Below are 13,453 nucleotides of genomic sequence, written 5' to 3' on the forward strand. Positions count from 1 at the left end.
CTATTGGATAGTTGGCCGCAGATAGCTGAGGATCGCTCGCGTTATGGCGAGCACGCCATCGACGGCTTCGAAGCTTGTGTTGCTCTTGCCGACGATCCATTCGAGTTCAGGGGCTTTGGGCAGACGAAGCTCGCGACATAGCAGCCATCCAGAAAGCCAAAAGAGGTCCAATGATCTCGGATCTCCATCCGAATAATAAGGAAATTGGAAAAACAACCTTATAGGGCCGCCATATCCAAGCTTGAATTTGACATTCAATGTAACATCGTGACCAAATCTGTCTTCAAAAGTTCCACTAAAACTAAGATCCCTGGCATCGTAGTTATGCCATTGGCTGGCCAATCCCATGGAACCCCATGCCCCCAGGGTGTGGGCTTTTAGCTCCTTGCGGTTCGGGAATTGTGCCTCTTCAGGATCATAGTGAGTGGGCAGATCGATGTAGTCCGTCTCAGTTCTCCACTCCTCCGCCGCATTGCGAAGATCTTCAAAAGTCTGAACGACTTTCGGATTTGTCTTCTCGCCAGCGCAGATTGAAATCCGCCACTGAGAAATCATCTCACACAGTTCCTCGACTGTATGGCCTGATCGCTCTGCCCAATCCTCCGTTGCCAGTATCCACGGCGAATTGTATTTCAGCCCGGCAAAAGCGCCGCTCTTGCTATCGAAATCTCCGATGATCCGAGAAAGAACATCGCGAAGTCCCTGTTTGGGGTCTCCGAAGATCTGTGAGGGTTTGTTCATCAACGCGATCCGCGTTTGGGTCGGCCTTACTTCTCCGAAACACCAGCCTCGGCAAAACTTGCCATGCGGGCATGGCACTCCAATGCCGAGCGGACGATGTTGACCGCCAGGCAGGCGCCGGAGCCTTCGCCGAGACGCATGCCGAGATCGAGCAGGGGCGGCAGGCCGAGCGCCTCCAACAGGCGGCGGTGGCCGGACTCGGCCGATACGTGAGCGGCCAGTGTGTGCGCGAGGCCGGCAGAATGCAATCTCGCCAGTGGTGCCGCGGCGGCGGTGCAGACGAAGCCGTCGAGCAGCACCGGCACGCCGAGATGCCGTGCCGCCAGTGTTGCGCCCAAAATCGCCGCAAGCTCGCGCCCGCCTAGGGCTGCCGCTACCTTCAGCGGATCGGCAAGCGCCGTGGCGTGGCGCTTCAGGCCGGCCTCGATGGCGACGATCTTGCGCACGAGGCCGGCGTCGTCGACGCCGGTGCCGCGTCCTGTCCATCTTTCTGCGCCGCCACCGAACAGAGCGGTCGAGATGGCTGCCGCCGGCGTGGTGTTGCCGATACCCATTTCGCCGAAGCAGACAAGGTCGAGTTCCCTGCTGATCGCGTCGTAGCCTGCCGAGACGGCGGCGAGGAAGGCCTCGTCGTCCATTGCCGGCTCTTGGGTGAAATCGCCGGTCGGACGGTCGAGGTCGAGCGGGATGACGTCCAGCTCCGCGCCGGCGATGCGGGCAAGCTGGTTGATGGCGGCGCCGCCGCCGGCGAAATTCGCCACCATCTGCACGGTGACCTCCGAGGGGAAGGCCGACACGCCTTGCGCGGTGACGCCGTGGTTGCCGGCGAAGACGAAGACCTTGACGCGGTCGAGCTTTGGCATGTCGCGGCCCTGCCAGCGCGCCAGCCAGGCGGCTGTTGCCTCCAGCCGGCCGAGGCTGCCTTGCGGCTTGGTCAGCGTGTCCTGGCGGCGGGCGACGGCATTGGCCGCGGCGTCGCTGCCACTGGGCAGGTCGAGGCATGCGGCGCGCAGTTCATCGAGTGATTTGAAAGGCATGGGGGCGAAATCTCCGAAACAGAGTCAAGAAAAGGAAACGGAAGCGACGAGCAGGATTGTGATCTCGCCCAGCTGCTGGAGGGCGCCGACGGTGTCGCCGGTCTGGCCGCCGATCTGGTTGAGGCACAGCGCCCGAAAGGCGGCGAGTAGTGGCCCAAGCAGGATGAGTGCTGCGAAGGCGGCGCCTACCCCAAGCGCCAGCAGCGCGGCCGCACCGAGCACAGCACCGGCTATAGTGGTTTCGGCCGTGACTGTGCCTGCATCAACCGAGAGGCCGTCGGCGCGGGCCGGTGGCAGTAGGTACATGAAGGCGCCGAGCAGCCCGCGCGACGCGGCATGCGCGGCAATGAGGGCCCAAAGGACATGAGCCGGGCCGGCGAATCCAGAGAGCACGCTCCAGCGGATCAGCAGCGAGATGCCGAGGGCGCAGGCGCCGTAGGCACCGATGCGGCTGTCGCGCATGATCTCCAGTTTCCTGTCGCGCGTCTTGCCGCCGCCAAAGCCGTCCGTGACGTCCGAAAGCCCGTCTTCATGCAGGCAGCCGGTGGCAAGCAAGATTGCGGCAAGGGTCAACGCTGCAGCAGGACCCTCGGCAAGGCCGAGCCTCGTCCCGACGGCGTACACCAGCGCACCGGCCAGAGCGACGGCGAGACCGGCGACCGGTGCCGCCCAGATCGCAGCGGCAAGGCTGCGGCCACGGAAGTCGGCTCTCGGCAGCGGTAGCCGGGTGAAGAAGACGAGGCAAAGCGCGATGTCTTCGAGAATTTGCTGTTGCGACGCCTTCATGCGCCCCTCGCAATGGCATGGAAGAACGTGCCGCTGACATTTTCGCGCCGGTAGCCAGAGGCGCCGAGCGGGTTGCCTTGTCCGTCGGCGAGATCGGCCAGGGGCTCGTCATTGCCGGTCGCAACCATCTGCGCGTAGTGGAATTCATGGCCGCGGATCAGCGTGCCTTGGCTGCCGAGCGGACACCCGGACCGCAGCCGCGCCTCGCGGTAGCCGAGATTCATCTTGCGCTTGGCGAAGCTGGTCGAATGGCCGAGCAGGCCAAGCATCCGGTGCGTCTCGCCCGATGCGTCCTCGAGCGCCTCGCCGAGCACCATGAAGCCGCCGCACTCACCATGCACCGGCCGCGTGGCAGCGAACTGCGCCATGCCGGCCCTGAAATTCGCCGCGGCCGCGAGGCGGCCGGCGTGCAGCTCGGGATAGCCGCCGGGCAGCCAGCAGACATCGCAATTGTCGCCAGGCGCCTCATCGGCGAGCGGCGAGAACGGAACGATCTCGGCGCCGGCCTTGCGCCAATGCATGGCGACATGCGGATAGAGGAAGGTGAAGGCGGCGTCCTCGGCGAGTGCAATGCGCTGGCCGGGGGGCGGCAGCGCGTCGCCGAAATTGCCGGGCGCCGGCGTGAATGGCGCCGCCAGCGCCATAATCGCGTCGAGGTCGAGCGAGCGCTCGACCATGTCGGCCAGCCGGTCGAGATGCGCCATCAGATTCTCATATTCGCCGGCCTGGACGAGGCCGAGATGGCGCTCGGGCAGGTTGAGCGAGGGATCGCGCAGGATGGCGCCGACGGCAGGCAGGCCGAGTGCCTCGATGGCATCGCCGCATAGCCGGCGGTGGCGCTCGCTGCCCAGCCGGTTGAGCACGACGCCGGCCATGCGTACATCCGGGTCATAGGTGGCAAATCCCTTGGCGACGGCCGCTGCCGTGGTCGATTGGCCGGAGACATCGAGCACCAGCAGCACCGGCAGCCCGTAGAGCCGGGCAAGGTCGGCAGCCGAGCCGGACCGTCCTGGAGCAGCCGGAATCCCGTCGAACAGGCCCATGGCGCTTTCGAGGAAGATAAAATCGGCATCTTCGGTCGCTTCGCCGGCCAGTGCGTTGAGCAGGGCGGGCGGCATTGCCCAGCTGTCGAGATTGACGCCGGACAGGCCAGTGGCTGCGGTGTGGAAGCCGGGATCGATATAATCCGGGCCGGATTTGGCGCCGCGCACTTTCAGGCCGCGCCGGGCGAGCGCGCGCAAGATGCCGATGGTGACACTGGTCTTGCCCGAGCCCGAGCGCGGCGCGCCAATGATGATGGCGCGGGTCATGGCTCGCCCGCCAGTGCCGCGCGCATGCCGACGATGCCGCCGACGACGATCAGCGCCGGCGAGGTCAAGCCGGCTGCCGCCGCTTCCTCGGCAATTGTGACGAGCGTGGCGACGACGATACGCTCCTGCGGCGTCGTCGCGGCAACGATAACCGCGGCGGGCGTCGAAGATGGCAGGCCGCCCTCGAGCAGCGAGGCGGCGATCAGCGGCAGGTTGGCCATGCCCATGTAGATGACCACCGGCTGGCCGGTGCGGGCGATTGCCGCCCAGTCGAGATCATCATCGGTGCCGGCGGCATGGCCGGTCGCCAGGATCAGCGCCTTGTTGATGCCGCGCATGGTGCCGGGAATGCCGGTCGCGGCCAGCGCGCTGAGGCCGGACGTCAGGCCAGGCAGGATGCGGAACGGGATAGTTTCCCCGGCCAGCGCCAGCGCCTCTTCGCCGCCACGCCCGAAAATATAGGGGTCGCCGCCCTTCAGCCTGACGACGCGCCGGCCCGCGCGCGCCAGCCGGACCAGCAAGGCGGTGATGTCGTCCTGCTTCATCGAGGGCTTGCCGCCGCGCTTGCCGGCATAGAACAGTTGCGCGCCCTCGGCGACGGCGACGACTTCCGGCGAGACCAGCGCGTCATAAACCAGCGCGTCGCACTGTCCGAGGGCGGCCAGCACTTCCAGCGTCAGGCAGCCGGGATCGCCGGGACCGGCGCCGGCCAGCCAGACATGACCGGGCTCCAGCTGGCGCGGCTTGAAGTTCAGCCGGGTGAGCGCCTGCTCGACCGTAGTGTTTCTGGTGCTGCCGCTCACAATCCGTCCCGTCCGCGAAAGCGCCGCTGGTAATGCGCGTCGTACAGTGAACTTTCGCCAAAGCCCTCCGCCGCCAGCGAGCGGCCGACGAAGATGATTGCCGTGCGCTCCATTGGATCGGCGGCCAATTGCGCCTCAATTGTCGCCAGCGTGCCGGTCAGCACGCGTTCATCCGGCCAGGAGGCGCGGAAGACGACCGCGACCGGGCAGTCGGCGCCGTAATGCGGCGTCAGCTCGGCGACGACGCGATCGACGGCATGAACGGCGAGGTGGATGGCGAGCGTGGCGCCGGTGCGGCCGAACCCGGCCAGGGTTTCGCCGGGCGGCATTTTCGAGGCGCGGCCGGAGATGCGGGTCAGCACCAGGCTTTGCGCGACTTCTGGAATGGTCAGCTCGCGGCGCAGCGCTGCCGCCGCAGCGGCGAAGGACGGCACGCCAGGCGTCAGCGTGTAAGGGATGCCGTGCTTTTCCAACCGGCGGATCTGTTCGGCAACGGCGCTCCAGACCGAAAGATCGCCGGAATGCAGGCGGGCGACGTCATGGCCGGCCGCGTGGGCCGCCAGATATTCGGCCTCGATCTCGTCGAGCGACATCGGCGCGGTGTCGATCAACTGCGTTCCGGGCGCGCAGTGCTGCAACAGCTCCGGCGCAACGATCGATCCCGCATAGAGGCAGACGGGACAACTGCCGAGCAGGCGGCTGCCGCGCAAGGTGATCAGGTCGGCGGCACCCGGACCGGCGCCGATGAAATGGACGGTCATGCCGCATCTCCGCTGATGGCGATGGCGCAGGTGACAGCACCGAGCACGGTGCGCGGCCCGAGCAGTTTTGCGCCTTTGCCGGCGGCGGCAAGCGCCGAGGCTTCGGAAACCGACGGCGTGCCGGCATGCTCCTGCGACAGGTCGGAACGGCTGGTCGTAGATGCAGCTTTGAGTTCGTCCTGCTCGACAACGATTACCGGAAGGCGGAGTTCGCGTCCGGCGGCGAAGATTGCCGCTTCATCCTGCTTGAGAGACGCGGTCGCGAGGGCCGAAAGCGCGGGCAGGGCAAGCCCGTGCGCCTCAAGTGCGGTTTCTACCGCAGCAAGCACGTCGCGTGCGCTGACGCCTTTGCGGCTGCCGATGCCCGCGACCATCATGGCTTGACCCAGCTCCATTGGGTGACCGGCATAGCCGGCCGCCAGGCCTGCATCGAACCGACCGGGGAAGCACGGGATATCGCGATGCGGGTGAGCTCGCCGCCGAGCGCAGTGTGACGGGAAAGCAGTAGCGCCTCCATCTCCAGGGTCACCGCATTGGCAACGAGGCGGCCGCCGTCAGGCAAGGCATCGATGGCTCCTTCCAGCACGCCGGCATCGCTGCCGCCGCCGCCGATGAAGATCGCCGCCGGCGTTTGCAGCCCGGCAAGAGCTTGCGGTGCCGAACCTTCGACGACGGCGAGACCGGGAACGCCGCAAGCCGCGGCGTTGCGTCGGATGCGGGTGGCGCGGGCCGGATCGGCCTCAACGGCGATGGCGCGCATGGAAGGATGGGCCAGCATCCATTCGATGCCAATGGAGCCCGAGCCGGCGCCGATGTCCCACAACAGTTCGCCGCGCCTTGGCGCGAGAGCGGACAGGGTGACGGCACGCACTTCGCGCTTGGTGATCTGGCCGTCATGCTCGAACAAATGATCGGCAAGTCCCGCTGTCAGCGGCAGGATGCGTGCTTGCGAAGTCGATTCAACTTCGATCGCCAGCACGTTGAGCGGATTGATCTTTGCGAGGTCGAAGGTGCCGGCGCTCGCCGAGCGCAGCCGTTCGTTCGGGCCGCCGAGCGCCTCCAGGACGGTCAGCCGCGAAGCGCCGAAGCCGAGCTCTGTCAGCAGACCGGCAATCGCTCCCGGTGCGTCGCTGTCCGAGGTCAGCGCGAGAATGCGGGTGCAAGGATGTAGCAACGGCCGGATCAGATCGAGCGAGCGGCCATGCAGCGAAATGGTCTCGATATCCTGCAGCCCCCAGCCCAGGCGTGCGGCGGCCAGTGAGAAGGCCGAGGGTGCGGGGATCACCCGCATATCCTCCGCCGCGACCTTGCGGGCGAGGGTGACGCCGACACCGTGGTAGAAGGGATCGCCGGAGGCCAGCACGCAGACGCGTCTGCCGGAGAGCGCCAGCACGTCGCGCATTTCGGCATCGAAAGGCGTCGGCCAGGTGCGCGCTTCGCCTTTGGCGAGCGACGCGACGAGGGCAAGGTGGCGCTTGCCGCCGAAGACGAATTCGGCCTCCGCGATCAACCGCTTGGCCTCGTCGCCGAGACCCGCTACACCGTCCTCGCCGATGCCGATGATCGTGAGCCATTTTGGAGTGAGCACGGCGACGCGCGGACCTTCAGCAGGCATGATGACCCACCGCATTCTGATCCTCGGCGGAACCACCGAAGCCCGGCAACTGGCCGGAAAGCTGGCCGCGCGCGCGGATACTTCGGTCACGCTGTCGCTGGCCGGCCGCACCGAAAGCCCGGTCGCGCAAGGGGTGCCGGTGCGGGTCGGCGGCTTCGGCGGTGCCGGCGGGCTGGCGGCGTATCTCCGCCAGAACCAGATCGACCTGCTGATCGACGCCACACACCCCTATGCGGCGCAAATCTCCGCCAATGGTGCGGAAGCGGCGCGCATGACCGGCGTGACTATTGTTGCGCTCAGGCGTCCGGGCTGGGACCCAGCCGAAGGTGACCGCTGGATGTTGGTCGATCGTGTTGCCAGCGCGGTGACGGCTCTGGGATCGATGCCGCGCCGCGTGTTCCTGGCGCTCGGACGGCAGGAGGTTGCTGCCTTCGAGGCAGCTCCCCAGCATCATTATCTCATCCGCAGCGTCGACCCGGTCGAGCCAAGGCTCGCTGTGCCCGACGCGACCTATCTCTTGGCGCGGGGGCCGTTTCATGAGGCCGATGAGCGCGCGCTGCTCGAAAGCCGTGGCATCGAAGTCGTTGTTTCCAAAAACAGCGGCGGCGAGGCGACCTACGGCAAGATCGCGGCGGCGCGAGCGCTGGGAATCGAGGTTGTGATGATCCGCAGGCCGGCGCTGCCGGACGTCGCGTCGGCCGAGACCGTCGATGCACTTGCCGCGATGGTCGATCATTTTCTGGTCGGTCATGTTCTTGGGCCCGCTGCCGAACGCGGCGTGTAGACCAGGGCGGCCTTATCACCCCGCTTGATAATCCTGGTTTCCGGCGAGCCGATGATGATGCAGGTCGCCATGTCGGCCTTCGCGGCATCGGCGTCGGCCAGTAGAAAAACCTCGATGCGCTCGTCGGGACGGCCGGCGGCACGGCCGAAGATCACCGGTGTGGTGCCGGGCAGGATCGCAGCAAGGCATTCGAAGGCGCGGCCTAGCTGCCAGGGGCGCGCCTTGCTGATCGGGTTATAGAGCGCGATGACGAAGCCGGCGCCGGCTGCCGCCAGCAGTCGCAGCTCGATCAGGTCCCACGGCTTCAGATTGTCGGACAGCGAGATGGCGCAGAAATCATGGCCGAGCGGCGCGCCGATGCGGGCGGCGACGGCGAGCATGGCGGTGATGCCAGGCACGATAGCGATGTCGACCGCGCGCCATTCGGGCGGGCCGGCCTCGATCGCCTCGCAGACGGCCGCGGCCATGGCGAAGACGCCGGGATCGCCGCCCGACACGACGGCGACATGGTGGCCTTCCGCAGCCATCAGCAGCGCGTCCCTGGAACGCGCGAGTTCCTCGCGATTGTCGGAAGCGACGCGGATCTGGTCGGCGCGCAGATCGAGCCGGTCGAGATAGGGCTTGTAGCCATAGAAGAATCTTGCCTCGGCGACGGCGCGGCTTGCCTCCGGCGTCACCTGGTCGGCATTGCCGGGCCCGAGGCCGATGACGGTCAGGCGGCCGCTCATGCTTCGGCTTTCAATGCGCTTGGCCGGCCCGACCAGCCCGCCACCAGCACGATGGCGAAATAGGGCGCCTGGTCGTCTTTTTTGTCGGCAAGCCGCATCGAGACACCGCCCGGCATGGTGCCGCGCTCGACATAGATTGCCCGCGCCAGCTTGTCGGTTGCCTCCAGCGCACGCCTGATCTTGGGCAGGTTGCGCCCGACTTTCATGATCACCGCGGCATCGGTGTCGGCAAGGCGGCGCGTCAGCTCGAATTCGCTCATGGTGCCCGGCAGCACCGTCAGCACATCGTCGCCCTGGACGATCGGCAGGCCGGTCGCCGACCAGCAGCCGGACATGGCGGTAACGCCGGGAATGACCTCGGTCGGAAAGCGGTGCGCCAGCCTGACATGCAGATGCATATAGGAGCCGTAGAAAAGCGGGTCGCCCTCCGAGAGTACCGCGACCATCCTGCCGGCGCTGAGGTGCTCGGCAAGCTTTTCGGCCGATTGCTCATAGAAATTGGTTATCTGCGAGCGGTAATCGCTGTGATCCTTGTCGATTTCGGTCGTCACTGGATAGAGCAGCGGCAGTTCAATCAAATCGGGGCGAAAATGGGTTTCGACGATGGCCCGGGCGTTGCTGTTGTTGCCGCGCTTAGCGAAATGCGCAACAACATCGGCCTCGGCCAGAGCACGCACTGCCTTCAGCGTCAAAAGTTCCGGGTCGCCAGGACCGGTGCCGACGCCGACCAGCCGACCTTTTGCGATCGCATTCATAGGCCCGGCCTCGCCAAAGCGTTGAGTGCGGCGGCGGTCATGGCGCTGCCGCCCAGCCGGCCGTGCACGATGGCGTAAGGCACGCCATAGGAATTTTCGGCCAGCGCATCCTTCGATTCGGCGGCACCGACAAACCCGACCGGCATGCCGATGATCGCCGCCGGCCTTGGCGCGCCGTCGCGCAGCTTTTCCAGCAAATAGAAAAGGGCTGTCGGCGCATTGCCGATGGCGACGACCGAACCGGCCACGCGCTCGCCCCACAGGTCGATCGCCGCGGCCGAGCGGGTGTTGCCGATCTTTTTCGCGATGTCGGCGGTCCGCGGATCGCGCAGCGTACAGATCACCTCGTTGCCGGCCGGAAGCCGGGCGCGCGTGATGCCATGCGAGACCATCTGCGCGTCGCAGAAGATCGGCGCGCCGGCGCCCAGCGCCGTGCGCGCAGCGGCAATGAAATCGCGCGAGAAAACGAAATGCCGCGCAGCCTCGACCTGGCCGCAGGCGTGGATCATGCGGATAGCGACGTCGGCCTCGGCTTCGGAAAAGCGCGACAGGTCGGCCTCGGCGCGGATAATGGCGAAGGAGCGCTCGTAGATCGCCGTGCCATCATGGATGTAGTCGTAGGCGTTCTGGGCGGGCATGCTCATTCCTGTCGGTAGATTTCGGTGATGCCGGCCGCGCCGAGCCTTGCGAGGCAAGCAGCAGCAGTTTCGCCGGGATGTCGTGCGCTGCGGATCGCCGCTGCAATGCGGCCGATGCCGTGCGCAGCGTCGTAGCCCGGCCTGTATCCGGCGGGCAATGCCTTTGCCGTCCCGTCCACGACAAGTCCGGCTCCGTTTTCGCCGCCGACCAGGGTCAGCGCCGCCGGGCCGGGACGGGCGCAGCCCTTGGCACAGCCGGAGATGTGCAATGTGAGCGAGGAATCGAGGAGGTCGCGGTTTTCTGTAGCGATGATCTCGGCGATGTCGCGGGTGGCGATCCGGCCGGAGGCGCAGGCGGGTGCGCCGGGGCAGGCGGCGATCCTGGTGCGCGGATCAGCTGCGTCGGTGACAACGCCGACGGTTGCGGCGGTTTTCTGGAGTGAAAGACATGCGGCTTGGGAGAGGCCAAGCAAAAGCAGCGCGCGACCTGGCGCCAGGCGGATTTCGGTGACGCCGAGGGTGAGGGCGTATTGCGTCAGGCCGATGAGCTTTTGCGCTGGCATACTGCCGAAAGGGAGGCCGATGCCGAGGGCGATTGCGCTGCCGTTGAGAGGGAAGAGGCCAATCGGCGAAGGCGTTGACTCGGACAGTTTAAGGGGCAGGCGATCCTGCACACTCCCCTCTGTCCTGCCGGACATCTCCCCCGCAAGGGGGGAGATCGGCAACTTCACCGCCAGCTCTTCCTCGGCAGAAATTGGCGAAAACCGAGATGAGGGCGCAATCTCCCCCCTTGCGGGGGAGATGTCCGGCAGGACAGAGGGGGGTGCGAAGGAACGCCAGCTTGCCAGAGATCTCAGCTGCCTCTCCGTCAAATCCCGCGCATGAGCATCGCGGCCCTTTTCGGCAATCATCCTGAGAATGGCGATGGCGATGTCACAAGCCGCATCTTGCTCGGCCATAACGAGTAGCATCGCAGTCTGACCGTCGTCAGTGACAGCCACCTGCCACTGCGTTCGCGCACCGGTCCGCATCGCAGCCAGCCTCACATCGGCCGTCACCGCATCCATGGCCAACTGCCCGCCGCCATCGACAACCACCGAAACCTTCGGACCGAGGCGCTGCGCCAGCCCGGCTTCTTCAATCGCAGCACGAATACGCTCAGCCAGCGGACGCGGGTCGGCGATCTCCTGGGGATCCAGCCCGGCCAGCGGGCCGGTCTCGACCGGCACGCCGGTGCGCACCGCGATGCCGAGCGCATCGACCTCCATCGCCAGCAGCCGCGCGCTCTCCGCCGTCAGGCCGCGTATCTGCAGGCTGCCACGCGCGGTCACTTCCATGATGCCGTTGCCATGCCGCAGGGCGGATTCGCCGAGTCCGATCAACGACTTTGGCGACAATCCTCCAGCGACCGGATTGAGCCGCACCAGCAGCCCGTCGCCGGTCTGCATCGGCGCGGACAAAGCAGGGCAGGCGCCGCGTCGGGAGAAGGCGTTCATGCCGCCACTCCAAGCGCCTGGGCTTCGGCAATCAGTGCGGCGAGATCGTCATCGATCGAATTGCGCAGGGGGTGCCAGAGCCCGCGCCGCCGGGCCGAGAGGAAACGCTCGGCAATCACCTTCGCCGCTGCCGGGTTCTCGCGCAGGATGAAGGCGCGGACCAAGGGGTCGCCAAGATAGGCGTCGTGCACGGCCTCGATCAGCGTGCCCGATATGGCATGGGTGGTCTCGGCGAAACCGACAAGCCGGTCGACCGTCTCGGCGAATTCCGAAGCGCCGCGCGGCCCGTGCCGCATCTGGCCGGCGATGAAGCGCGGATTGACGGCGCGCGCCCGCACGACCCGGGATACGGCCTCACCAACCGAGCGCGGCTTCGGCTTTTGCGGGTCCGTAGTGTCGAGCACGATCACGTCAGCGTTTTTGCCGAGCGCGGCAAGTGCTGCCGAAAAGCCGCCGATGAAGGCGACGTCGGCCGAGCCTTCGAGGATGTCGCGGCCGGGGTCGTCGCCGGTATGAACCAGAAGGTCGGCCTCAGCGATGCGGCCCTCAAAAGCGCCGGGCGCCGAAACGCCTTCGCCCTCGGAGCCGCCATAGGCGTGCGAGGTGGCATCGAGGTAGGCGCGACCGATCTCTTCGCGCACGGCCCAGGTGCCGCTCGACAACAAATCCTCGACACCGGCGCCGTAAGTGCCGGGCGAGGTGCCGTATATGCGGGGGCTGATCTTCCCGTCTGCACGGGTTCTCGCCGCCAGCGGGTTTTCCGAATCGTCCTCGTCGCGGGCGGCTACGGCGTTGGCCGCGGCATCGATCAGCGCGATCTGGGTCGGGAACATGTCGCGGAACAGGCCTGATATGCGCCAGGTGACGTCGACGCGCGGGCGGCCGAGCGTTGCCGGCGGCAGCACCTCGATGCCGGTGATGCGTCCGGTGGCGGAATCCCATTGCGGCCGGCAGCCCATCAGCGCCAGGCCTTGCGCGATCTCCTCGCCGCCTGTGCGCAGCGAGGCCGAGCCCCAGAGGTCGATAACCAGCGAGCGCGGCCAGTCGCCACGCGATTGCATGTAGCTGCGGACGACTTCTTCCGCTGCCACCTTGCCCAGATCATAGGCGGTCGGCGTCGGCATGGTGCGCGGGTCGGCGGTAAACAAATTGCGGCCGGTTGGCAGCACATCGCGCCGGCCCCGCGCTGGTGCACCGGCCGGACCGGCGGCGACGTGACGGCCGTCGAGAGCCGCAAGCAGTGCGGCCTTTTCAGCTGCCGCGCTTTGCCGGCGCAACGGATCGGTTTCACCTTCCGGCGAGCGACCGTAAATGTGCAGGCCGTCCTTGATGGCGAAATCCTTGAGATCGCAGAGCCAGGCGTCGATGCGGCGCAAAGCCTCGTCGGCTGCGTCGGTCCTGGCGACGCCCGCCTCAAAGGCGAGCCCGGTCTTTTGCGCGGTTTCGACGATCAGCTTGGCCAGGCGGTCGCGGCGGCGGCGGTCGAGCCCGTCGGCTTGGGCATATTCGTCGACCAGTCGTTCAAGCCTGTGCTGGTTTTCGTCCAGCCCGGCGCCGGTCAGCGGTGGCGGCAGATGGCCAAGCGTGACGGCGGCAATGCGCCGCTTGGCTTGTGCTGCCTCGCCGGGGTTGGAGACGATGAACGGATAAATGACGGGCAGGGCGCCGGTGACGATTTCGGGAAAGCAGTTTTCGCTGAGCGCGACGGTCTTGCCGGGCAGCCATTCCAGCGTGCCGTGGGCGCCGACATGGACAATTGCATGGATGCCGAGCGACTTGCGCAGCCAGAGGCCAAAGGCAACCAGCGCATGCCGCGGCGGCAGCGTCGGGTCGTGATAGTCGGCGCGGCGGTCAACTGAGCGCCCGCGGTCAGGCGCGAGTGTCACGGTGACGTTGCCGAAGGTGGCTGCGCGGAAGGCGAATTTTGCGGCGGCAGGCGCTTGAACACCCCCCTCTGTGCGGGCGGGCCTGTACGGGAGGGCCGGTGGGGGTTTCAACA

Annotated in this window: 14 protein-coding genes; 1 reads left to right on the forward strand and 13 read right to left on the reverse strand. The window is 66.7% G+C overall.

The genetic code is table 11. The features are described from left to right. The 8 genes from NKH21_RS07555 to cbiE are packed head-to-tail and all read right to left on the reverse strand — an operon-like array spanning window position 1 to window position 7,053. The gene (locus tag NKH21_RS07555) at window positions 1-741 is read right to left on the reverse strand and encodes a hypothetical protein (RefSeq protein WP_352863844.1); all 741 of its coding nucleotides are present in this window, start codon (window positions 739-741) and stop codon (window positions 1-3) included. Window positions 742-767: 26 nt separating this feature from the next. Beyond that, on the reverse strand, window positions 768-1,778 hold the full coding sequence (gene cobT / locus NKH21_RS07560; RefSeq protein ID WP_352863846.1) for a nicotinate-nucleotide--dimethylbenzimidazole phosphoribosyltransferase: 1,011 nt from the start codon (window positions 1,776-1,778) through the stop codon (window positions 768-770). Between the two features lie 24 nt (window positions 1,779-1,802). Continuing rightward, complete coding sequence (locus tag NKH21_RS07565; protein ID WP_352863848.1) at window positions 1,803-2,564, reverse strand: adenosylcobinamide-GDP ribazoletransferase; 762 nt, start codon at window positions 2,562-2,564, stop codon at window positions 1,803-1,805. Then, complete coding sequence (locus tag NKH21_RS07570) at window positions 2,561-3,874, reverse strand: cobyrinic acid a,c-diamide synthase CobB (RefSeq protein WP_352863850.1); 1,314 nt, start codon at window positions 3,872-3,874, stop codon at window positions 2,561-2,563. The genes NKH21_RS07565 and NKH21_RS07570 overlap by 4 nt, the downstream gene beginning before the upstream one ends. Next, on the reverse strand, window positions 3,871-4,677 hold the full coding sequence (gene cobA / locus NKH21_RS07575; protein WP_352863852.1) for a uroporphyrinogen-III C-methyltransferase: 807 nt from the start codon (window positions 4,675-4,677) through the stop codon (window positions 3,871-3,873). Before cobA ends, NKH21_RS07570 begins: the two co-directional genes overlap by 4 nt. Beyond that, the gene (gene cobM, locus NKH21_RS07580) at window positions 4,674-5,438 is read right to left on the reverse strand and encodes a precorrin-4 C(11)-methyltransferase (protein WP_352863854.1); all 765 of its coding nucleotides are present in this window, start codon (window positions 5,436-5,438) and stop codon (window positions 4,674-4,676) included. The genes cobA and cobM overlap by 4 nt, the downstream gene beginning before the upstream one ends. Continuing rightward, complete coding sequence (locus tag NKH21_RS07585; RefSeq protein ID WP_023676642.1) at window positions 5,435-5,815, reverse strand: cobalamin biosynthesis protein; 381 nt, start codon at window positions 5,813-5,815, stop codon at window positions 5,435-5,437. Before NKH21_RS07585 ends, cobM begins: the two co-directional genes overlap by 4 nt. Next, window positions 5,812-7,053 (reverse strand): precorrin-6y C5,15-methyltransferase (decarboxylating) subunit CbiE, encoded by a 1,242-nt coding sequence (gene cbiE, locus NKH21_RS07590; RefSeq protein ID WP_352863856.1) that lies wholly within the window; start codon window positions 7,051-7,053, stop codon window positions 5,812-5,814. The genes NKH21_RS07585 and cbiE overlap by 4 nt, the downstream gene beginning before the upstream one ends. Before the next feature lies 1 nt (window position 7,054). Between cbiE and NKH21_RS07595 the strand changes: the two genes are divergently transcribed. Continuing rightward, window positions 7,055-7,837, forward strand: coding sequence for a cobalt-precorrin-6A reductase (locus NKH21_RS07595; protein ID WP_352863858.1), 783 nt, complete (start codon window positions 7,055-7,057; stop codon window positions 7,835-7,837). On the opposite strand, the gene NKH21_RS07600 is transcribed toward NKH21_RS07595, so the two are convergent. From NKH21_RS07600 to NKH21_RS07620, 5 genes are all read right to left on the reverse strand, one after another. Then, window positions 7,801-8,565, reverse strand: a complete 765-nt coding sequence (locus NKH21_RS07600) for a precorrin-3B C(17)-methyltransferase (protein ID WP_352863860.1) — start codon at window positions 8,563-8,565, stop codon at window positions 7,801-7,803. The two genes, NKH21_RS07595 and NKH21_RS07600, sit on opposite strands and share 37 nt — an antisense overlap. Then, a complete protein-coding gene (locus NKH21_RS07605) occupies window positions 8,562-9,320 on the reverse strand; it encodes a precorrin-2 C(20)-methyltransferase (protein ID WP_352863862.1) in 759 nt (252 codons plus the stop codon). Before NKH21_RS07605 ends, NKH21_RS07600 begins: the two co-directional genes overlap by 4 nt. After that, the gene (locus NKH21_RS07610; RefSeq protein WP_502911864.1) at window positions 9,317-9,964 is read right to left on the reverse strand and encodes a precorrin-8X methylmutase; all 648 of its coding nucleotides are present in this window, start codon (window positions 9,962-9,964) and stop codon (window positions 9,317-9,319) included. Before NKH21_RS07610 ends, NKH21_RS07605 begins: the two co-directional genes overlap by 4 nt. Then, a complete protein-coding gene (gene cobG / locus NKH21_RS07615) occupies window positions 9,961-11,454 on the reverse strand; it encodes a precorrin-3B synthase (RefSeq protein WP_352863866.1) in 1,494 nt (497 codons plus the stop codon). The genes NKH21_RS07610 and cobG overlap by 4 nt, the downstream gene beginning before the upstream one ends. Further along, window positions 11,451-13,453 (reverse strand): cobaltochelatase subunit CobN (locus NKH21_RS07620; RefSeq protein ID WP_352863868.1); only part of this gene is annotated, 2,003 nt, incomplete at its 5' end. The genes NKH21_RS07620 and cobG, both read right to left, overlap by 4 nt.

Source organism: Mesorhizobium sp. M1329, assembly GCF_040318035.1.
Classification (GTDB): Bacteria; Pseudomonadota; Alphaproteobacteria; order Rhizobiales; family Rhizobiaceae; genus Mesorhizobium.